This is a genomic window from Neobacillus citreus (assembly GCF_018343545.2).
Taxonomy (GTDB): Bacteria; Bacillota; Bacilli; order Bacillales; family Cytobacillaceae; genus Neobacillus; species Neobacillus citreus.
Genome location: NZ_JAGYPE020000037.1, coordinates 20,343 through 40,808 on the forward strand (window position 1 = coordinate 20,343; position 20,466 = coordinate 40,808).

The 20,466-nt window shown below is 39.3% G+C and carries 20 protein-coding genes and 1 pseudogene; 10 read left to right on the plus strand and 11 right to left on the minus strand.

Annotated elements, in window-relative coordinates:
* Positions 1–19: 19 nt before the first annotated feature.
* Positions 20–1,657 carry an AMP-binding protein gene (locus tag KHB02_RS18390; RefSeq protein WP_213145170.1) on the plus strand — a complete coding sequence of 546 codons (1,638 nt, stop codon included), beginning with the start codon at positions 20–22 and terminating at the stop codon, positions 1,655–1,657.
* An 81-nt stretch (positions 1,658–1,738) separates the two neighbouring features.
* Positions 1,739–1,942 (plus strand): DUF6501 family protein, encoded by a 204-nt coding sequence (locus tag KHB02_RS18395; RefSeq protein WP_213145171.1) that lies wholly within the window; start codon positions 1,739–1,741, stop codon positions 1,940–1,942.
* Between the two features lie 32 nt (positions 1,943–1,974).
* Here the strand turns inward: KHB02_RS18395 and KHB02_RS18400 are convergent, their stop codons facing one another.
* On the minus strand, positions 1,975–2,553 hold the full coding sequence (locus KHB02_RS18400; RefSeq protein ID WP_213145172.1) for a YhcN/YlaJ family sporulation lipoprotein: 579 nt from the start codon (positions 2,551–2,553) through the stop codon (positions 1,975–1,977).
* A gap of 410 nt (positions 2,554–2,963) precedes the next feature.
* Here KHB02_RS18400 and KHB02_RS18405 point away from each other — a divergent pair.
* Positions 2,964–3,130 (plus strand): annotated as a pseudogene (locus KHB02_RS18405) (IS5/IS1182 family transposase); the annotation flags it as partial.
* Between the two features lie 306 nt (positions 3,131–3,436).
* On the opposite strand, the gene yidC reads toward KHB02_RS18405, so the two are convergent.
* The 5 genes from yidC to KHB02_RS18430 all read right to left on the minus strand — a co-directional run bounded on the left by yidC (position 3,437) and on the right by KHB02_RS18430 (position 8,454).
* The gene (gene yidC, locus KHB02_RS18410; protein ID WP_213145173.1) at positions 3,437–4,213 is read right to left on the minus strand and encodes a membrane protein insertase YidC; all 777 of its coding nucleotides are present in this window, start codon (positions 4,211–4,213) and stop codon (positions 3,437–3,439) included.
* A gap of 21 nt (positions 4,214–4,234) precedes the next feature.
* The gene (locus KHB02_RS18415) at positions 4,235–4,537 is read right to left on the minus strand and encodes a hypothetical protein (RefSeq protein WP_241113951.1); all 303 of its coding nucleotides are present in this window, start codon (positions 4,535–4,537) and stop codon (positions 4,235–4,237) included.
* Positions 4,538–4,671: 134 nt separating this feature from the next.
* Entirely contained in the window at positions 4,672–5,421 is a 750-nt protein-coding gene (gene pflA / locus KHB02_RS18420) for a pyruvate formate-lyase-activating protein (RefSeq protein WP_213145174.1), read from the minus strand.
* Between the two features lie 55 nt (positions 5,422–5,476).
* The gene (gene pflB / locus KHB02_RS18425; protein WP_213145175.1) at positions 5,477–7,702 is read right to left on the minus strand and encodes a formate C-acetyltransferase; all 2,226 of its coding nucleotides are present in this window, start codon (positions 7,700–7,702) and stop codon (positions 5,477–5,479) included.
* 299 nt (positions 7,703–8,001) lie between these two features.
* Complete coding sequence (locus tag KHB02_RS18430) at positions 8,002–8,454, minus strand: cupredoxin domain-containing protein (protein ID WP_213145176.1); 453 nt, start codon at positions 8,452–8,454, stop codon at positions 8,002–8,004.
* A gap of 224 nt (positions 8,455–8,678) precedes the next feature.
* Between KHB02_RS18430 and mprF the strand changes: the two genes are divergently transcribed.
* Together mprF and KHB02_RS18440 are read left to right on the plus strand one after the other, a co-directional pair.
* Positions 8,679–11,219, plus strand: a complete 2,541-nt coding sequence (gene mprF / locus KHB02_RS18435) for a bifunctional lysylphosphatidylglycerol flippase/synthetase MprF (protein WP_241113952.1) — start codon at positions 8,679–8,681, stop codon at positions 11,217–11,219.
* A 119-nt stretch (positions 11,220–11,338) separates the two neighbouring features.
* Entirely contained in the window at positions 11,339–12,499 is a 1,161-nt protein-coding gene (locus KHB02_RS18440; RefSeq protein WP_378583626.1) for a D-alanyl-D-alanine carboxypeptidase family protein, read from the plus strand.
* 32 nt (positions 12,500–12,531) lie between these two features.
* On the opposite strand, the gene modB is transcribed toward KHB02_RS18440, so the two are convergent.
* Together modB and KHB02_RS18450 are read right to left on the minus strand one after the other, a co-directional pair.
* Entirely contained in the window at positions 12,532–13,194 is a 663-nt protein-coding gene (modB, locus tag KHB02_RS18445) for a molybdate ABC transporter permease subunit (RefSeq protein WP_213145179.1), read from the minus strand.
* A 105-nt stretch (positions 13,195–13,299) separates the two neighbouring features.
* Complete coding sequence (locus KHB02_RS18450) at positions 13,300–13,572, minus strand: hypothetical protein (protein WP_213145180.1); 273 nt, start codon at positions 13,570–13,572, stop codon at positions 13,300–13,302.
* 149 nt (positions 13,573–13,721) lie between these two features.
* Here KHB02_RS18450 and KHB02_RS18455 point away from each other — a divergent pair, with 149 nt between their 5' ends.
* Together KHB02_RS18455 and KHB02_RS18460 are read left to right on the plus strand one after the other, a co-directional pair.
* Positions 13,722–14,213: an Hsp20/alpha crystallin family protein gene (locus KHB02_RS18455; RefSeq protein WP_213145181.1), complete on the plus strand. Its 492-nt coding sequence runs from the start codon at positions 13,722–13,724 to the stop codon at positions 14,211–14,213.
* An 85-nt stretch (positions 14,214–14,298) separates the two neighbouring features.
* A complete protein-coding gene (locus KHB02_RS18460) occupies positions 14,299–14,715 on the plus strand; it encodes a hypothetical protein (protein ID WP_241113954.1) in 417 nt (138 codons plus the stop codon).
* A gap of 40 nt (positions 14,716–14,755) precedes the next feature.
* On the opposite strand, the gene KHB02_RS18465 is transcribed toward KHB02_RS18460, so the two are convergent.
* Complete coding sequence (locus tag KHB02_RS18465; protein ID WP_213145182.1) at positions 14,756–14,998, minus strand: YkuS family protein; 243 nt, start codon at positions 14,996–14,998, stop codon at positions 14,756–14,758.
* 96 nt (positions 14,999–15,094) lie between these two features.
* On the opposite strand from KHB02_RS18465, the gene KHB02_RS18470 reads away from it, so the two are divergent.
* Complete coding sequence (locus KHB02_RS18470) at positions 15,095–15,235, plus strand: YuzL family protein (protein ID WP_213120545.1); 141 nt, start codon at positions 15,095–15,097, stop codon at positions 15,233–15,235.
* A 187-nt stretch (positions 15,236–15,422) separates the two neighbouring features.
* On the opposite strand, the gene KHB02_RS18475 is transcribed toward KHB02_RS18470, so the two are convergent.
* Entirely contained in the window at positions 15,423–17,042 is a 1,620-nt protein-coding gene (locus tag KHB02_RS18475) for an ABC-F family ATP-binding cassette domain-containing protein (RefSeq protein ID WP_213145183.1), read from the minus strand.
* A 229-nt stretch (positions 17,043–17,271) separates the two neighbouring features.
* Between KHB02_RS18475 and KHB02_RS18480 the strand changes: the two genes are divergently transcribed.
* Positions 17,272–17,409: a hypothetical protein gene (locus tag KHB02_RS18480; protein WP_213145184.1), complete on the plus strand. Its 138-nt coding sequence runs from the start codon at positions 17,272–17,274 to the stop codon at positions 17,407–17,409.
* A 50-nt stretch (positions 17,410–17,459) separates the two neighbouring features.
* On the opposite strand, the gene KHB02_RS18485 is transcribed toward KHB02_RS18480, so the two are convergent.
* Entirely contained in the window at positions 17,460–18,062 is a 603-nt protein-coding gene (locus KHB02_RS18485; protein ID WP_213145329.1) for an SCO family protein, read from the minus strand.
* A gap of 426 nt (positions 18,063–18,488) precedes the next feature.
* Between KHB02_RS18485 and KHB02_RS18490 the strand changes: the two genes are divergently transcribed.
* Positions 18,489–20,414: an endonuclease MutS2 gene (locus KHB02_RS18490; protein ID WP_213145185.1), complete on the plus strand. Its 1,926-nt coding sequence runs from the start codon at positions 18,489–18,491 to the stop codon at positions 20,412–20,414.
* Positions 20,415–20,466: the final 52 nt, after the last annotated feature.

Genomic DNA, 20,466 nt, shown 5'->3' on the forward strand with positions numbered 1-20,466 from the left:
GTTTTAGGGGGTTGTAAGGATGTCGGAATTATTAACTGTAACAGTTGGAGAGCTGTTAGAAGAAAAAGCAAAATTACACCCAGAGCATGAAGCAGTCGTGTATTCAGACCGGAATCTGAGATGGACCTACAGCAGGTTCAACCAAGTTTGCCGGACTGCTGCAAAAGGCTTAATGAAGCTTGGAATCGAAAAGGGAGAGCATCTTGCAGCATGGTCGACAAACACTCCTGAGTGGCTGATTACCCAATTTGCTACAGGAAAGATGGGGGCGGTACTGGTTACGGTAAACACAAACTATCGAACAGCAGAATTGGAATATCTTTTAAAACAATCAGACTCCACTACGATTATTTTAATGGATAAAATGAAGGATTCTTCCTATGTCGATATGCTTTACGAAATTGCACCTGAATTAAAAACTTCAGAACCGGGCAGGTTGAAAAGCAGCAAGCTGCCATTCCTTAAGAATGTCATCGTATTGGGGGAGAAGAGATACCCAGGTACCTTTTCATGGGATGATATTATTCGCTTAGGTGAATTGGTTTCAGATCAAGAACTGGATAACAGGATGAACTCACTTGAACCCGATGATGTGATTAACATGCAGTATACTTCCGGGACAACAGGTTTCCCCAAGGGGGTTATGCTGACCCATAATAATATTGTCAATAATGCCTTAAATATTGCAAATTGCATGAAGCTGACCGTTCAAGACCGCCTTTGCATACCAGTTCCATTTTTTCACTGCTTCGGATGTGTTCTTGGTACAATGGCTTGCATGACTGTAGGAGCTACCATGGTACCGGTACAGGAATTCAGCCCGAAAAAGGTACTTCAGACGGTTCAAGATGAAAAATGCACGGGACTTCACGGTGTTCCGACCATGTTTATCGCGGAATTGAATGATCCTGAGTTTGAAAAGTATAACCTGTCGTCCTTAAGAACCGGGATCATGGCTGGATCAAATTGTCCAATTGAAGTCATGAAAGCCGTTATCGAAAGGATGGGGGCCACGGAAATTACGATTGCCTATGGACAAACAGAGTCCTCACCGGTCATTACCCAGACGCGGACAGATGACCCTATTGAATTACGGGTGGAAACAGTCGGAAAAGCTCTGCCAAATGTCGAAGTGAAAATTGTAGAACCGGGAACGAGTAGGGAAGTGCCGCGCGGTATTCAGGGGGAGCTTTGCACCAGAGGTTACCATGTCATGAGAGGCTACTACAAAAATATTGAGGCAACGACAGAAGCGATTGACCAAGAGGGCTGGCTGCATACAGGTGACTTGGCGGTCATGGATGAAAACGGCTACTGCAAAATTACCGGCCGATTGAAGGATATGATTATAAGAGGTGGTGAAAATATCTATCCCCGTGAAATTGAAGAATTTTTATATACAAATCCCAAAATTTTAGATGTCCAGGTGGTAGGAATCCCCGATGAAGTGTATGGGGAAGAGGTAATGGCCTGGATCATATTAAAAGAAGGGGAGTCGGCGGATGCTGAGGAGGTCAGGGAATTCTGCAAAGGAAAAATCTCGAAACATAAAATCCCGCGGTATATAGAATTTACAGACTCTTATCCAATGACAGCCTCCGGAAAAATACAAAAATACCGGTTAAGGGAGAAGGCAAAAGAAGTAGTGAAAAGATAATATTTTCAATGTTGTTGCACGATACCGGCCCTTTTGATTATACTTAAACTTGGACAATTGAGGAAAAAGGGCGGTGAAAGCATGATTCATCTGACATGGCGTGAACGCGAAACAGTTAAGAAAGTTAAATGTGTGCATACAAACGCTGAAAAATATATGGTAAAAAACATGTTGACTGTTGGAAAAGTGTACGATGTAAAAAATGAAACGGAAGAATTCTATTACATTATTGACAACTCCGGCAAGGTCGGCGGATTTTATAAGGATTATTTTCAAGACGCATAAAAAATGCCTGGCACTTTAAGCCAGGCATTTTTCTATTTTGCATCCGGGAATACACGTCGGATGGTATCTGTAAATTCGTCAAATAAACCGGAAACTGGCCGACCTTTCCGAACGTCTCTTTCAAAACGATTCATTCGTTCATAAAAATCTGGATTAACGGAAACATAGACGTTATCAATATCTGGATCCACTAATTTAACTGTTCTAGAAATTGTATCTTTGACATTGGCTGTAAGTCCATTCCGTGCCGTACGGTTCAGTTTTGCGGCAACATAAGCATTATGATTCGAGACGATAATATTGGCGTGATTTACCTCAGGCAGGTCCGATACCTTGCGGGCTGCTTCCTCGGCAACACGCATTTTGGAACCCGTAGTACTTTGCACATTTGTCCCACGGATATCTTGTTTGTTAATATTTCTATCCAATTCTTGATCGCTGACATCAACACCTGAAATGGCCGGCCCACCGTGATTTGGAATATTATAATTTACTTTGGCTGGATTTATCTCATTGCGGGTGGAGGTATCGTCATTCACATCATTTCTCGCACAGCCAATTAGGCAGAGACTAAACATGATAGTAGCAGTAAAGAACAGTCTCAATTTCACTTTTTTGCACTCCTTTTTTAAGTTGTACAAAAATAGGTTTCCAAACATGAAAATAAACTATCCACTGAAATAATAAAAGGCTTTTCAACAAGTCTGTTGATTGGCGCTCCAGGCACTTCGCTTTCCGCGGGCGTGACGGGGAGCCTCCTCGTCGCTTCGCTCCTGCGGGGTCTCCCCTGCCCCGTACTCCCGCAGGAGTCTTCGTGCCTTCCGCGCCAATCAACAGGTGTATTCAATAAAGTCCTTCAACTCAAATAAAATAAGTGGTGAATTTAATGTTTAAGTCAAAAGAGTATAGCTAAGTGAATATGAATTTGTTTCTATTGATGAATTGGTTCCAGATGACCACCTTCTTCGCGTGATTGAAAAATACTTTGATTTGAAAAAGTTCGTCCAGTTTATAGTCAGAAAAAATGCTTTATAAATTTAGAAAGGAAAAAATTGAGCGAAGCTATCAGACTCAAAAGAGCTGCATGGGATTCGTAACTGTAGGTTACGGGGATTGAATAATGGAAGAGAACAGGCTCTCCTTACTAAAGTCTGTAAAAAAAAGAAAGTACTGCAACGCACTCATTAAGGCTGTAAAGTGTGTGTTGCAATACTTTCTGTTGGTTTGTCTCCCTGTTGATTGGAGCGGAGGGCATTCGACTCCTGCGGGATATAGAGGTCACTGGAGACCCCGCAGGCGCCCAAAGCGCCGAGGAGGCTCCAGGACCTCCCCGCGGAAAGCGAATGCCCGGAGCGGAAATCAACAGGCCAATTAGCAGGGACAAACAATAAAAGTATTGGTATTTAGGTTTAGACACAATAAAAAATTGCCGAGAAAGTACCTTTCTCGACAATCTAGGAAGTATCTGTAACGTTGCTTCTTTTAATGAATAGGTTATTTTGCCTGCGCTTCTGCAGGTTTTTTTGCATAGAGCTTTTGACTAATCAAGGTTTGAACAGTCAGGAACGTTCCCCCAACAACCCAGTAAAGCGGCAGAGCGGCAGGTGCACTGAAAGAGAACATGACAATCATAAGCGGGGACATTAACCCCATAAATTTCATTTGTTGACGCTGCTGTTCTGGCATGGTTGACTGAGAAACTCTAAATTGGAAATAATAAATAACCCCTGCAATGATAGTGATAACGATATCAGGATGCCCCAAACTAAACCATAAAAATTTATGAGAAGCAATTTCTTGGGAGCCGCGAATTGCATAGTAAAAGCCTGTTAATATCGGCATCTGAATAAGAATTGGAAGGCAGCCCATATTTAATGGGTTAACACCATGCTTTTGATATAGACCCATCATTTCAGCTTGCAGTTCTTGTTTTTTCTTTGCATCCTTTTCGGCCTTCATCTTCTTTTGAATTGCATCCATCTCAGGCTTTAAGGCATCCATTTTTTCTTTCATATGCATTTGATTTTTATATTGTCTTAGCATTAATGGCATTAACACAAGCCTGATGATCAAAGTTACGAAAATAATTGCTAATCCATAGTTTCCGCCAAAAACTTCTGCGAAGAAGTGAATAATTTTTGCAAATGGTTCAACAAAGTACGTATGGAAGAAACCATCATTTTTCCCGCTTTGCTGGGAAGAGCATGCAGATAATAGTAATACAGAAAAAGATAGAATAATTAATAGTAACGATGATTTATGTTTTTTCATATTTCCTCCTAAAGGTATGATTTAGTATAAAGTAGAGAATAAGAAGGAAATTGGCTTTTCAGAATCATCGTCCCGGAAACACGCTTTTCTTCGGATAAATTTAACGATTCTTATTAAAATAATACTAATCGTTAAACTGCTTTTTTTCTTATAAAAAAACAGCGGGTGAATAATTTTTGAGCCATATGGGTTCGAAAGCGAACCAATTGATGAGGAATCTACACCCAAAGCCCACAAATTTTTTAAAACCAGTCCTAGATAAAGACTCATATAAAGGGCTGTTAAGGTATTAATATCCGAATGATCGATTAATAATTGAAACAAACATTTCACCTCGCATCAGGTAACCAATGATATGAGTATATAAGAGAATAGCCAAATAATCAATTATTGTTGTGATGTTAATGTTTGGGTCTAAATGTTCATGAAAAGTAAAGAACACTTACTCCCGGAAGGAATTAGTGTTCTTTAGGTTTTTGCCAATGTGCAGTTAACATCGTATAGGCAAGATCAACTTTCTCTTCGCTTGGCGGTTCCACATCCTTTAAAGGGTATTCGTGGCCGAGCGCTTCCCATTTATAAACGCCCAGTTTGTGGTAAGGAAGAATTTCAATTTTTCGAACGTTTGCAAGTGTTCCAATGAATTCGCCAAGATTCTTCAAGTCTTCCGGTTCATCAGTTACAGATGGAACTAAAACGTGACGAACCCAAATCGGGACATTTCGGTCTGACAAAAACTTGGCAAACTCGAGAATATGGTCATTGGCCATACCGGTCAACTGGATATGTTTTTTCCTGTTTATATGTTTCAAATCTAGCAATATTAGATCGGTGTAAAGTAACAGTTCTTCAAGCTGTTCGATGAACAGCTTGGAATGGGAAAAGCAGCCCCCGGAGGAATCGATGGTTGTATGGATTCCTTTCTTTTTACATTCCCTAAATAGTTCAATGAGAAAGGGAACCTGCAGGAGGGGTTCACCCCCGCTGACGGTAATGCCGCCTCCTGAGGCTTGGATAAATGGGAGGTAGGATTCCAAATCATCTATGATTTCGGAAACTGTCATTTCCTTTCCGGTGCCGATTTCCCAAGTATCGGCATTATGACAAAATTGGCAGCGCAGCAGACAGCCTTGTGTAAAAATGACATAGCGGATTCCTGGCCCATCTACGGTTCCTAATGTTTCAATAGAATGAATGTTTCCGTTCATGATGATTCTCCTCTCATTAAAAGCAGAGGCTGAAGGGGACAGCCTCTATTCTTTTTTACAACGATTCATGGAAGGTGCGATTGATTACATCAAGCTGCTGTTCTTTTGTTAGCTTAATAAAGTTAACAGCATATCCGGATACGCGGATTGTTAATTGCGGATAAAGCTCCGGATGCTCCATGGCATCTAAAAGTGTTTCCCTGTTAAAGACGTTTATATTTAAATGATGACCTGCTTTAATGGCATAACCATCTAAAATGGACACTAGGTTGCAAATTTGACTTTCTTCTTCCTTACCTAATGCTTTCGGAACGATGGAGAATGTATTGGAAATACCATCCATTGCATAGCTGTATGGAAGCTTGGCAACAGAGGAAAGTGATGCTAATGTCCCTTTTGTATCCCGTCCGTGCATTGGGTTTGCTCCTGGTGCAAACGGTTCGCCAGCGCGGCGGCCATCTGGTGTATTACCTGTTTTCTTACCGTAAACCACGTTAGAAGTGATGGTTAATATTGATAAAGTATGAACAGAGTTGCGATAGGTTTGATGCTTACGCAGCTTTTTCATAAAGCTTTTTACAATTCCAACGGCAATGCTATCTACACGGTCATCATTGTTTCCGTATTTAGGGAAATCGCCGCTTATTTCAAAATCAACAGCAAGGCCGTTTTCATCGCGAATCACTTTCACCTTGCCGTATTTTATCGCGCTGAGCGAGTCGGCAACTACACTTAAACCAGCGATACCAGTTGCCATCGTCCGAATAATCTGCGTATCATGCAGAGCCATCTCAATTCTCTCATAGCTATATTTGTCATGCATATAGTGAATGACATTCAACGTATTAATGTATAGGCCGGCGAGCCATTCCATCATTTGATCGAACTTTTGCATGACCTCATCGAAATCCAAAATATCTGAAGAGATCGGCCGATACTCTGGTCCTACCTGTTTTTTTAATTTTTCATCGACACCGCCGTTGATGGCATATAGCAGTGCTTTTGCCAAGTTGGCACGGGCACCGAAGAACTGCATTTGCTTGCCGATTTCCATGGCGGATACACAGCAGGCAATCCCGTAATCATCACCATATTCAAGGCGCATGATATCATCATTTTCATATTGAATAGAGCTAGTTTTAATGGACATTTTCGCACAATACTTCTTGAAATTTTCAGGAAGCAGTACGGACCATAGTACTGTTAAGTTTGGCTCTGGAGCAGGACCAAGATTATCAAGGGTGTGCAGGAACCGGAACGAGTTTTTTGTAACAAGCGGGCGGCCGTCGATAGCCATACCGCCAATAGACTCTGTTACCCAAGTAGGGTCACCGCTGAATAATTCATTGTAATCCGGCGTACGCGCAAATTTGACGAGACGGAGCTTCATTACAAAATGGTCAACTAGTTCTTGAGCTTCTACCTCTGATAAGGTACCGTTTTGTAAGTCTCTTTCGATATAAATATCAAGGAAGGTGGAGACACGGCCAAGGCTCATCGCTGCGCCGTTTTGTTCTTTAATGGCTGCTAAATAGGCAAAGTATAACCATTGGAAGGCCTCGGCGGCATTCTTTGCTGGTCCGGAAATATCGAATCCATAGCTTGCTGCCAGTTCTTTAAGTTCCTTCAAGGCCCGGTATTGCTCAGAAAGCTCTTCGCGCAGCCGGATATTATCTTCAGTCATTACTTTGCTAGTGCTATTGAAATCTTTTTGTTTTTCTTTCATTAAGAAATCGACACCATATAAAGCAACACGGCGGTAATCCCCGATAATTCGACCGCGCCCGTACGCATCCGGCAGACCGGTAATAATCCCTGCTTTTCTGGCTAAAATCATTTCACTCGTATAAGCATCGAAAACACCTTGGTTATGTGTCTTTCGGAATTCGGTAAAAATTCTTTCAATCTCTGGATTTAATTTGTAGCCATATGCTTCACAAGCCTGTTTAGCCATACGAATTCCGCCGAATGGCTGAAGAGAGCGGTTAAATGGCTTATCTGTCTGCACGCCGACTACCTTTTCAAGATCTTCATCCAAGTAGCCTGGGCCATGGGAAGTGATGGTTGATACGGTCTCCGTATCCATTTCTAGGACTCCGCCATTTTCTCTTTCCTGTTTCGTCAATTCCATTACTTGCTGCCATAGATTATTTGTCGAATCTGTAGCACCGGCTAAAAAGCGGTCATCACCTTCATATGGAGAGTAATTTTTTAGAATAAAGTCACGTACGTTAACTTCTTTTGTCCAAGTCCCTTTTGTAAAAGCCTTCCATGCTTCCATGTTTTTTCACCTCTAAATGAAATAAAATTTATATAACAGATTGGCTATTATTTCTACACTTAAAGTATAACAGGTTAACAATCTGAAATAAGGGATAAATGTTAAGATATTGTGAAATGAAGAATTTGTTGGGGTTTTTTATGGAGAATTTGAACGAATTATGAACATGTTTATAAACTGTTTCACTTTATTTATATAACAAACACCGCCTGTTATATAAGAACGATTCAACAATAACAGCACCTAAATAGTGATTACTAGTGAACAGCATAAAAAAACAGGAGAAAAATGCTCCTGTTTTAATCTACGATAATATCAGCAATCATTGGACCATTATGGGCACGATTGGAATGAACTTCGCAAATTAAGCGATAGGTACCCTCCTTGGAAAATTGAAGTGGAACGATTGTTTCTTCCCCTTTTTTTACAGTCCCCTTGATATTTGTACCTTCAATATAGAATGGATGTTCTTCTCCGTTAATGCCGGTTATATACAATTTAACCTTTTCTCCTTTTTCTATAATGATTTGACTCGGATCCCAACGATAGGCCTCAATATCTTTCCCGTTTTTCATTTTGGATTTGTATTCAACTGTCACCATATGGATTTCTCGTATTTTCCCATCTGCCTTCTGATTAAAGACCGCAGCATCCCCAGCTTTTAATAGAAACCAAGATGAAATTGCAGCAAGCATAATACCCACAGCTAAAACGAATAGAAGTGTTTCTTTTTTTAATATTAAAAATTTCACAAGCATAACCCCCCTCTAATATTTGTCCTAGTTTATTCATATGCCGGATAGGTGGGAAAACTTGTCTACTTTTTTTCCTGAATTTTCGAATTGCCTCTGACCAGATGGTTGAACGTTCGATAAAATGTCTACACTTGTAATAAGTCACCGCAAGAAAGTAAGAAATTGCTTTGTATTTCTTTCATAAACGTTTATAGTAAAATCAGGGATGATATGAATACTAGGTGATTATTTTGAAGGGTTATCAGAAGGATAAAATTTTTAAGATTGTAAAATTTTTATTCCCATTGCTTTTATTGATTTTTGCAATATTTGAAATAAAAAAGTTTGTGGGAAATTTAGATGTTCATTTGCTAGAAAAAGAATTAAATCAACTCAATTTTTTGACGCTGCTGCTTATCATTGGCATTACCTTTTCGGCTGTATTACCGATGCTTTTGTATGATGTGATTTTAGTTCGGATTTTAGGGGCAAAGGTCCCAAAAAAAGAATTGTTAGAGCAATCGTTTATTGCCAATTCCTTTTCTAATTTAATCGGATTCGGCGGGTTAATCGGGGCAGCGTTAAGAACGTACTTTTTTCACAAACTTGAACAGGATAAGCGGAGATTACTTAGTGTTATAGCAACAGTTTCCCTATTTTATTTGGCAGGCATCTCATTGTTATCGTGGGCAGCGGCACTTTGGTTCCGGAAGTTTCCTCTGTTTGTCGATACCAAATGGCTTTATTTTGCTGTGTTGGGTGTCGCCCTTTATCTACCGGTCTTTTTAATGATACATAGAATGAACGCTAAAAAGGGCAAGCAATCTTTGATTACGGTAAAAGAGGGAACTAAGCTCATTGGGGTTTCTTTTGTTGAATGGATCGCTGTCTTTTTTGCTATTTATCTATTGACCAGAATTCTGGGTATCTCAATCCGAATCGAAGATCTTTTTCCTGTCTATATTGCCGCTGTTTGTGCAGGAATCATCAGTATGATACCGGGCGGTCTTGGCTCATTTGATTTAGTTTTTATTTGGGGGATGCAGGAATTTCATATGGCCGAGGAAAAAGTCCTCGTTCTCCTTCTTTTGTATCGGGTAGGCTATTACTTACTGCCGTTTATCGTGAGCCTCATTTTTTTTGTGAAGCTTTATTGGGAAAGATGGAACCAGTCGTGGAATAATTTACCTAACGCGATATTAGAGGTATTTAGCCACGTCATTTTGACTATGCTAGTGTTTCTATCAGGGCTTATCCTGCTTTTATCTGCAAGTGTGCCGGGGATTATGTCGAGGCTTAAAATTGCCCAGGAACTGTTATCGTTTCCGATTATTAATGTTTCCCATCAACTCTCTGTTGCTGCTGGATTTTTGCTGTTAGGATTATCGCGAGGCATTGAATATAGAGTGAAACGGACATATGAATTAACAATGGCAGCCTTAATTCTTGCAGCACTGTTTTCCATTTTTAAAGGGATTGATTATGAAGAAGCCATCTTCTTAATTATTGTCGCCATCCTACTTAGAGTTTCGAAAGGGCAGTTCTATCGGGAAAGCTATGTATTAACCTGGGGAAGAACACTCTTTGATATTGCATTAATTGTAATCATTACATCGATGTATATCATCATTGGCTATTTAAATTTACCGGATGCCAAATTGGCGCTGCCTGCAAAATTATTGCCATATGTCATTATCGATTATCACGATTTATTTATGAGTGCGGGAATTGGGTTGTTTATTGCTGTTTCAATCCTTGCCATTGGCTATCTCAACAGCTTATCGAAAAAATGGAAATTTGAATCATCGTTGACACAAGAACAGGAAATCGTTCAGCATTTACATAAATATCAGGGGAAAGTCTTGTCCCATCTGATTTTCTTGCACGATAAATATATTTTCTGGAACAAAAAAAGAAATGTCATGATTTCATTTCAAAAATATGCGGATAAACTGGTGATCCTTGGTGATCCAATTGGTGAACTAAATGATCTATCTTCCGCCATTGAAGAATTTCAGGAAATTGCTGACCTGTATGGATTTTCGCTTGTATTCTATCAGGTTAGTGAAGAAATGCTTCCATACCTTTATAACCATGGATTTGCCTTTTTTAAATTGGGGGAAGAGGCCTTTGTGAAATTGCGGGAATTTTCATTGGCTGGAAGCAAAATGAAAGGATTACGGGCCATTAAAAACAAATTTACCAGTGAAAATTTTCGTTACGAATTGGTAAATCCGCCTCATTCCAGTGAACTTTTAAATGAACTGCGTGAAGTGTCAAATGATTGGCTACAGGGAAGCAAAGAAAAGGGATATTCGCTGGGATTCTTTGATGAAGCTTACCTAAATAAGGCTCCTATTGCACTTGTAAAGGATCGTAATAGTAGAATTATTGGCTTCATGAGCATGATGTATGTTTATGATGATAACCAGACTATTTCAGTGGATTTAATGAGATTCCGTCCGGATGTAGAATCAGGTAGCGTGGATTTTCTGTTTCTCTCCTTAATGGATTGGGCGAAGGAACAGGGGTACCGGCGATTTAATATGGGTATGGCCCCATTGGCGAATGTTGGCCTTTCCAGGTTTTCTTTTTTAAGTGAGAAAATTGCGGCGCAGATTTTCCTGCACGGTCATTTTTTCTATCATTTTCAAGGCTTAAGAAAATTCAAAGAAAAATATACAAATATTTGGGAACCGAAATATTTAGCCTATCGGAAAAAATCTTCTCTTCCGTTTATTATGGCACAAATTACCCTGTTGATTTCGAAGAGAAGGGCATAGATAATGAAAAGTGGCTGGGACAATGAGTCTGCCGCTTTTTTTTATATAAATTTCCAAAAAGGACTCTTCATATCTATAAATATTTGGTAAAATCAATTAGGTAATTAGTCATGGATAGGGTGTTGTCATTGAGTAAATGGATTTTAATTCTTATAATAGTCTTGTTCTTATTTTTAAACCAAATTCCCGTCTTTGCAGAAGGGACTGGGGACCTGCCATTAAAAAGTGAATCAGCGGTGCTTTTAGATACTGAAACGAATGCTGTTCTCTACGGGAAAAATGCGGACGAAAAAATGTATCCTGCCAGCGTTACGAAAATCGCTACAGCTATTTATGCCATTGAAAAAGGGGACTTAGACAGTATTGCGACAGTCAGTGCCAATGCTGTTAGACAAGATGGTACAAGGGTCTACTTAGTGGAAGGTGAACAAGTACCGCTAAAAAAACTAATTCAAGGGATGCTGATCAATTCAGGGAATGACGCCGCAGTGGCGATTGCGGAACAAATTGACGGCAGTGTTGACCTTTTTGCGGAACATATAAATGAATATTTAAAAACAGTTATTGGGGTTAAAAATACGCACTTTACAAATCCAAGCGGCCTTCACGATGACAATCATTATACAACTGCAATGGATTTGGCATTGATTACGAACTATGCCATGAAGAATCCTCAATTTGCCGAGATTTTTGGAACAAAAAGATTACATTGGGAGGGCCAGTCCTGGAATACTGACCTAATCACTCATCATCTTATGCTAAAAGGCGAACTTCCATACGCGGGAATAACCGGGGGGAAAACAGGATATACCACAGTATCGAAACAAACTTTGGCCACCACTGCCGATAATGGGAATTTAAAATTAACGGTGATTGTCCTAAAATCAGACCAAAAAAGAGACAAATATGATGATACAGCCATCCTGTTTGATTATGGATTTAATGAATATGTCCATTCCACCCTAAAACATGGGGAAGTTTATAAGAGCGGCGATCAGGAATTTCTATTGGATAGAGATCTCCTTGTAACGGAGGATAAAAGTGGAATTGTAAAAAAAGTCGACAGTACCGGCCGGTTATCTATTGAAAATCCAAATGGTCAGGTTCTTCAGGTGGCTCAGTTAAAACAAAAGGAAGAACCAAAACCTGTGAAAACTTCTTTAAAATCAAGTAAATCCACTAATAAGCAGGAATATGCAGCATCATACTTTTGGATTTTTATAGTTGCGGCTGCTGCCGTTTTAATAGGTGCCGGGAAAAAAATAACAGGTAAAATGTAGATGAATATAGAAAGCCATGAAATGCTTTAGTTTCATGGCTTTCTTTGTGTTAAATTGGTTGTCAATAGCATTAAAAAAGAGATGAAGATCATTGAAATGACTAACAGCCAAGCTAATTTCATATTGCCTGTTTCCATTGCAACATATACAGCAGTGGGAGCCGTCTGGGTTTTCCCAGGGATATTGCCGGCAAACATGAGCGTGGCGCCAAATTCCCCCAATGCTCTAGCAAAGCTAAGTATGAATCCGGAAACAATCGATTTTACTGATAGTGGGAGAGTTACTTGTAAAAAAACATTAAAATCACTTGCCCCGTCCATCTTCGCAGCCTCTTCGATATCCTTGTCCACGGCTTGAAATCCAGTTTTTACAGATTGGTACATTAATGGAAATGCAACAATAGTGGAGGCAATAATCGCTGCCAGTGGTGTAAAAATGATGGAGCTGTCGAAAAGGGTTTCGATAAAAGCACCTGCCGGACTATTTTTTCCAAAAAAGAAAATTAATAAAAAGCCAATAACGGTAGGCGGCAAAACAATAGGCAGCAGCATCAGGGTCTCTATGATCATTTTTCCTTTAAAATGTTTATCAGCAAATAACCTGCCGAATAAAATACCAAAGATTAGTGCCAGTAGGGCAGAAATTGTGGCCACTTTCAGTGACAATAAAATTGGGGGCCAAAATTCATTAAGCATAGTAGATAAAATACTTCCTCTCGAACGGCTGATTATTCCCTCATTATAGCGAAAGCTTCCAATTCATAAAAGATATAAAACAAAAAAACTGCCAAATTGCAGTTTTTATAGATCATCTTTGTCTTTGGCCAATAGCTGCTGGGCGCCTGAATCGAAGGAGCTCGGGGAATCAATTTGATCTCGGTCATCGACAAAGCTCCTATTCCCAAAGAAATCACTCTTATCACCAAAATTTTGGCCGTAGCCTTGATTTTTCTTGTCGGAATTATGCCACTCAGCCAGCAGGTTTTGGCCAATATTTACGGCGGAAGCATTTTCAAAGGAATTAATTTTAATCATAAATATATTTATATTAATATATGGAACGGGAGTGGGCATGTCATCTCCTCCTTATAATTGCTTTTAAATATATGCAATTCCCTAATGTTTATGAGGAAATTAAGGATTAAAATAACTTTCAGTTAAGTATGATGAAGTAAGGCTTTGTTTTTTGCTTCCCTAGATTAGGGGAGAGGGGGTGCGGATTGATGGATATGGAAAAGTTGAAACAATGGCTAGAGATGGCTAAAAATATGCAGGGCGGGGATTTCTGGAACAATATCTTTGACCAAGAATTTGCCCAACAATTTATGAATGAAGCGCCTTTTAAGACACCTAATGCCCATTCAAACCGGCAGCAGCCCGGCACCGATCTGAAAAGCGAGAGAACGTTCCCTGCAATTGATTTAATGGAAGGGGAAGAGGAGGTAATGGTAGTTATCGAGCTCCCTGGTGTCTTAAAAGAAAACATAGAATTAGGGCTTAATGGCAATATTCTCACCGTCAAAGGAAGAGCGCTGCCTGTTCATCCACATTTGAAATATACTTATTCGGAAAGGTTTTACGGTGAATTCAATCGGCAGATTACCTTACCTGATACCGTAAATCCGCAGGATATCAGCGCTAAATTCTGGAATGGCTTATTAATAGTCAGTTATCAACGATTCGTACAAAAGGGCGAAATTATCCCAATTGAATAACAGGTTTTTATGAAAATAGGACTTGATAAGCAGTGTTTTCCATATAAATAAAGTAAGGTTAAAAATAAGGGAGCGTTTTAGGCCAATGTCAATAAAAAATTTATTCCTTATTTTCCGCAAAAATGATTATGATAAAGAACTCCGAAAAAAAATAACTTCCTTAGAGAGAAATATAGAAGAATTGGAACAAACGCTGCGGGACTTAAAGGCACAAAACAAGCCTGATGAAACCGTGAAAACAAAGGATCCCCCTATAATAATCGAAAAAATAAATATCGAAAAAATTATTCTGGATAAATATGAATTGAATAATAACTTCGGACAGCTTGGGATTAAAGAATTGAAAGGAAAATTAAACATAGGTGCCACATACGGCAGTGAATTTACACCAAATTTCACCGGAGATGAAGACGATAAAGTAACCGAAGCTAAAGAGGAAAGAATCAAGAAGCAAGAAAAACCGAATGGACCCAAGGTAAATATTAAACCAAAAGACCATTAAAAAAAGACTAAAGAGGAGTCCTTTAGTCTTTGTGTTAACATTATTGAAGTCTGCTTTCAACCGCTTGGCATACTTCATCAGCAGACAAACCGTTTGCATCAATAACCGGTGCTTTCGTAACGGTATCAGCCATTCCCATAACGTTCGAATCAAGGCCGGTAACGACACAGCAATCACAATTTTGGGCGTCAGACTCCTGTTTGAGTTCGACAACATCATATCCTTTTGCACGTAGAGCATCTTGAACATTTGTAAGAGATTGTTCTACTCCAACCCTTGCCATACAAACACCTCCTCAATCATTATGTTGCCTAAGTTTGACAGAAATATTCCGAATAACAGGGGATAATCTTTCAAAAGCTAAAATGGGAGGTGTACTATGGGCAAACGCAGTAAAAAGAAAGCCGACCCTTCAACCATAGGGTTGGCTTCACCAGAAGTAGAAGGACAGGGAACGACCACAACAGAAACTGGCTCCAGAATGCAGCCATCTTCAAGGAAAAAGCAGAAACAAATGTAATAATGAAATAAGAGGCTGCCATTTGACAGCCTCTTATTTGTCCAGCTCCAGCGCCCAGCGGCTATTGTCCTTCGCTCATCTCCCTACGATAAGTCAACATCGGATCGCTTCGCTCTCCGTGTTTCCTTTATCTCAGTCGATGCGCTCCAGGCCATACGCCGCTAAACGGGCGCTTCCACTTTTCTAATTATTTATACATCTCTGCTACTTGTTTTTGTATATCAGTATTCTCTAGGTATTCATCATAAGACATTTGCTTATCGACCAATCCAGCAGGTGTTAGTTCAAAAATGCGGTTGGCAATCGTTTGGATAAACTGATGGTCATGGGAAGCAAACAGCATGGATCCCTTAAAATTAATTAATCCATTGTTTAGAGCGGTAATAGACTCCAAATCCAAGTGGTTGGTTGGCTCATCTAAGAGCAAGACATTTGCTCCGCTAAGCATCATTTTGGACAGCATACAGCGGACTTTTTCTCCTCCGGAAAGGACGCTTGATTTCTTTAAAACTTCTTCACCGGAAAATAGCATTCTTCCTAAAAATCCACGTAGGAAGCTTTCACTGTCATCTTTTGGTGAAAACTGACGAAGCCAATCAACAAGATTTAAGTCGCTATTCTCAAAGTATTCCGAGTTATCCTTTGGAAAGTAGGCTTGAGATGTGGTGATTCCCCATTTAAAGGTACCGCTGTCAGCTTCCATTTCACCCATTAATATTTTAAAGAGTGTTGTTTTGGCTGTTTCATTTGTTCCGACAAGGGCGATTTTGTCTCCCTTGTTCATGATAAAGCTAATGTTATCAAGTACCTTCACGCCTTCGATTGTTTTCGTCAGCCCTTCTACTCTTAACAAATCATTACCAATTTCCCTATCTGGGGTAAAGCCGACATATGGATATCGTCTTGAAGATGGTCTAATATCATCAAGTGTAATTTTGTCCAATAGCTTTTTCCGTGATGTTGCCTGCTTGGATTTTGAAGCATTCGCACTAAAACGGGCAATAAAGCTTTGCAACTCTTTAATTTTTTCTTCTTTCTTCTTATTGGCGTCCTGCGCCATTTTTGAAGCTAATTGACTGGATTCATACCAGAAGTCGTAGTTGCCGACATAGATTTGGATTTTGCCAAAGTCTAAATCCGCAATATGGGTACAAACCTTATTTAAGAAGTGACGGTCATGGGATACAACAATCACTGTATTTTCAAAATTGATCAGGAATTCTTCAAGCCATTGGATGGCCTTAATATCCAGATGGTTGGTTGGCTCGTCTAAAAGTAATACATCAGGCTGGCCAAATAGGGCCTGTGCAAGAAGGACTTTTACCTTTTCAGCACCTGTTAATTCAGCCAACTTTTTATAATGAAGCTCTTCGCCAATTCCCAGACCTTTTAACAGGATGGCCGCTTCAGATTCAGCTTCCCAGCCGTTTAACTCGGCAAATTCACCCTCGAGTTCAGCAGCTTTCATGCCGTCCTCATCCGTGAAGTTTTCTTTCATATAAATGGCGTCTTTTTCCTGCATTACCTGATAAAGTCTGGTGTGACCCATGATAACTGTTTTTAAAACTTCATGTTCCTCATATTCAAAGTGGTTCTGCTTTAAAACCGCCATCCGCTCGTTCGGTCCTAGTTGGACTGTACCCGTTTGCGCTTCAATTTCTCCAGCGAGTATTTTTATAAAGGTAGATTTTCCGGCACCGTTCGCCCCGATGAGACCGTAGCAATTGCCGGGAGTAAATTTAATATTCACATCTTCAAAAAGCTTTCGGTCTCCGTATCTTAAACTTACATTACTTACAGTAATCATTCTTGCATCCTCCAAAAAAACATATTGCTTTGTATTATACCATTAATAAGGGAAAAGAGCGAATTTCACAAAAAAATCTTTGGGGGAAAATGCATCATTTTTTTGAGTTTTGTGGGGAAGTAAAGTAGTAAAAAGAAAAATTTTCTAAAAAAATTTTTTTGTTTTCACACTTTATTCATATTTTTGTTGTAAAATTATCGTAAGATGCAGTTAAAAGAGGGTGAATTGTGTGGCCAAAAAACAGCTCGCAGAACTCGTAAACAAGCTTAAAAAAGCAGGTATTAAAGCGAGTTTAACGAAACCAAAGTCCAATTATCATTTATCTTTGCAGCAATTAAAAAAATATCCTTCATCTGTTGTTAAATAATATATGTAGTGAAAAGCGATTAATCCTAGGGACTAACCGCTTTTTTTATACTAATTAATTTTATCCATTATTTTATTTTTAACTTCTTCGCGATTAAAACCATCGCCCATCGGAAATTTGGCAACAAATTTATTGTTTTCGTCAATTAAGTAAGTGAATGTGGTGTGGACAAATTGTCCGTTTCCAGGGTCTTTATATTGGAATTGCAAGGCCTCACCAATCTCCCTGATCTTTTTCTGCTCATTTTTAATATTTTGTTTATCCCCGGTTAGGAATACCCAGTCTTTGCTATTTTCAATTCCAAACCCCTTCATATAATTGGACAATACTTCTGGAGTATCACGATAGGGGTCAATCGTAATCGTAATGAATTCGATATCCTTGCCGAATACCCCGCTTTTTTCTAAATCCTTTTTCAAAGCGGCCATCTTTTGCGTCGTGGTCGGGCAGACATCAGGACAGTGTGTGTAAATGAATTCAATGAGCTTTAATTTTCTTTGATCCTTGCCGAATGTATATTGATCACCATTTTGATTGATTAATGTAACATTGCCTGGAATTTTGGTGTTTGCATCCCGAATAAGAAAATAGGAAATGCCGGCAGCAATACCGATAAATATGGCTAAACTGCAAATAAGGTAGATTTTTTTCATCACGATTCCCTCCTAACAATAAGATAAAGAAGTTTTCACAAAAATGATATGGATATTTTGTGAACAAAAAATGGGCTATGATAATATTGACAATTCATGCCAAATGTAATAATCTGAAGTTGAAATTAAGTTTTCTTAATAAAAGGAGTATGTTTTATGTTAGGTGTCGTTCTTAACTAATCCAACTAATTGGATATTTTCATTCCGGCCGCCTTCTTGTTTTTTTGATAACAAGAAAGGGTTATTTGAGTATGGGCAAGGAATGAGGTTAAGAACAATGGGCAGCCATAAGCATACATTTTATAAATCAATGTAGCTGTGTACACTCGTGTAGACAGTTTTTATTTTGGTTTATTTTGTTGTAATTTTCATTTGCCGCAATGACATTGTTCATTGCGGCTATTTTTATTTTGGGAGGAATATAAGTTGAATCAGCATACCTTTAATGTATTGGAATTTAAACAAATAAAAGAAACTATTGCAGGCTTTGCCATGACAAAGGAAGGAAAAGCGAAAATTGCGGGCCTGACACCTTCTTCTATTAAGAAGCAAATTGAGGCTTGGCTTGATGAGGTTACGGAAGCCGTCGAGATTCAGAAAAAAAGTGCAAGTGTTCCTGTCCATGGACTTGATGGGATGGAACAGATGCTTTCCAACTTAAATAAAGGAGTGGTCTTCCGTCCGGACCAGTTAATGAAGCTGTACGATTTCTTGGATAGCTGCGGAAAGATGAGAAGATATATGAAGGATAAGGAATATTTTGCACCAAGAGTTGCGTCCTATGTCCATGTAATTGAAGAACTGCCGGAGCTTGCCAATGAAATTAATCGCTGTATCCATAATGGCAGAGTGGACGATTATGCTAGCAAGGAGTTATTAAAAATTAGGAAGCAAATGGCCATTCAGGAGGAGCGCCTGAAGGAAAAAACCATGCAGCTGGTAAGGTCAAATAAATATAAGCCATATTTACAGGAACAGGTTGTCAGTCAGCGAAATGGAAGATTTGTGATACCGATAAAAAAGGAGTATCGGACCAAAATTAAAGGGACAGTCTTGGATACATCGGCATCAGGAGCAACATTGTTTATTGAACCTGAGGATATTGCTATATTCCAAGATCAACTTAGCTGGCTTATAGCCGATGAAGAGACCGAGGTACAAAAAGTTCTCAGCCGTCTAACTGGATTGGTGGAGCAATATGAAACGCAAATTCGGCTGGCAGTCGAAACAATGGTTCACTATGATTTTTTGTTTGCAAAAGCAAAGTATTCCCGTTCCATTCATGGCTCCAAGGTGAGAATGAATGACACTGGTGATATGGAATTAATTGAGGCAAAGCATCCGTTGTTAGGTGAAAAAGCTGTACCGTTGACTTTTAGTATGGGGGATAATAAACGAGCCTTAATTATTACGGGTCCGAATACGGGCGGGAAAACAGTTACCATCAAGACGGTTGGGCTGCTCACATTAATGGCCCAATGCGGACTTCATATACCTGCAGATGAAAAGAGTAATATTAGTATTTTTCAAGCTATTTTAGTTGATATTGGGGACGGTCAGAGTATTGCCGAAAATTTAAGTACGTTCAGTTCCAGAATCGTTAATATCATTGAAATCTTAAAGAATGCAAACAATCGCACATTAACTTTAATAGATGAACTTGGTTCCGGCACAGATCCGGGTGAGGGAATGGGTCTGGCAACAGCCATTCTTGAAACTCTTTACGAAAAGGGGGCCGTGATTTTGGCCACCACCCATTATAGTGAAATAAAAGATCTTGCCGAACAGCATCCAGGATTTATAAATGGGTCAATGGAGTTTGATCTTAAGAGCTTAAGTCCAACCTACCGTTTAATGATAGGGAAAGGGGGGGAAAGCCAGGCCTTTGAGATTGCTTTGCAGTTGGGAATCCACCCGAAAATCATTGAAAAAGCGCATAGCGTAACGTATAAAGAAGAAAAAACCTATGTTTCTCCTGTTTCGGACGATTGGAAGCTTAAGGATATGGAAAAACAGGTTATCATCAACAAACACCAAGACAAAAAGCCAGTTGTAAAACCTGTCCAACAAGTGCCTTTATACCAGCAGGGGGACAATGTAAAAATCACACCGGGAAATGAATTTGGGATTGTTTATAAAGGACCAGATCAGCAAGGAAATTATATTGTCCAGATAAAGGGTGAAAAAGTATCGGTTAACCATAAAAGGATGAAGCTATATATTGCCGCAAATGAATTATATCCCGACGATTATGATTTCGATATTATCTTTCAAACGAAAGAAAATCGCAAAAAAAGCAAAATTCTTTCAAAAAGACATGATGACGAAATTATAATTGAACATTCAGAATAACGATAATTCTTAAAACCTCGAAGAGGCTGTCTAAAAGGTACCCATATTAGAC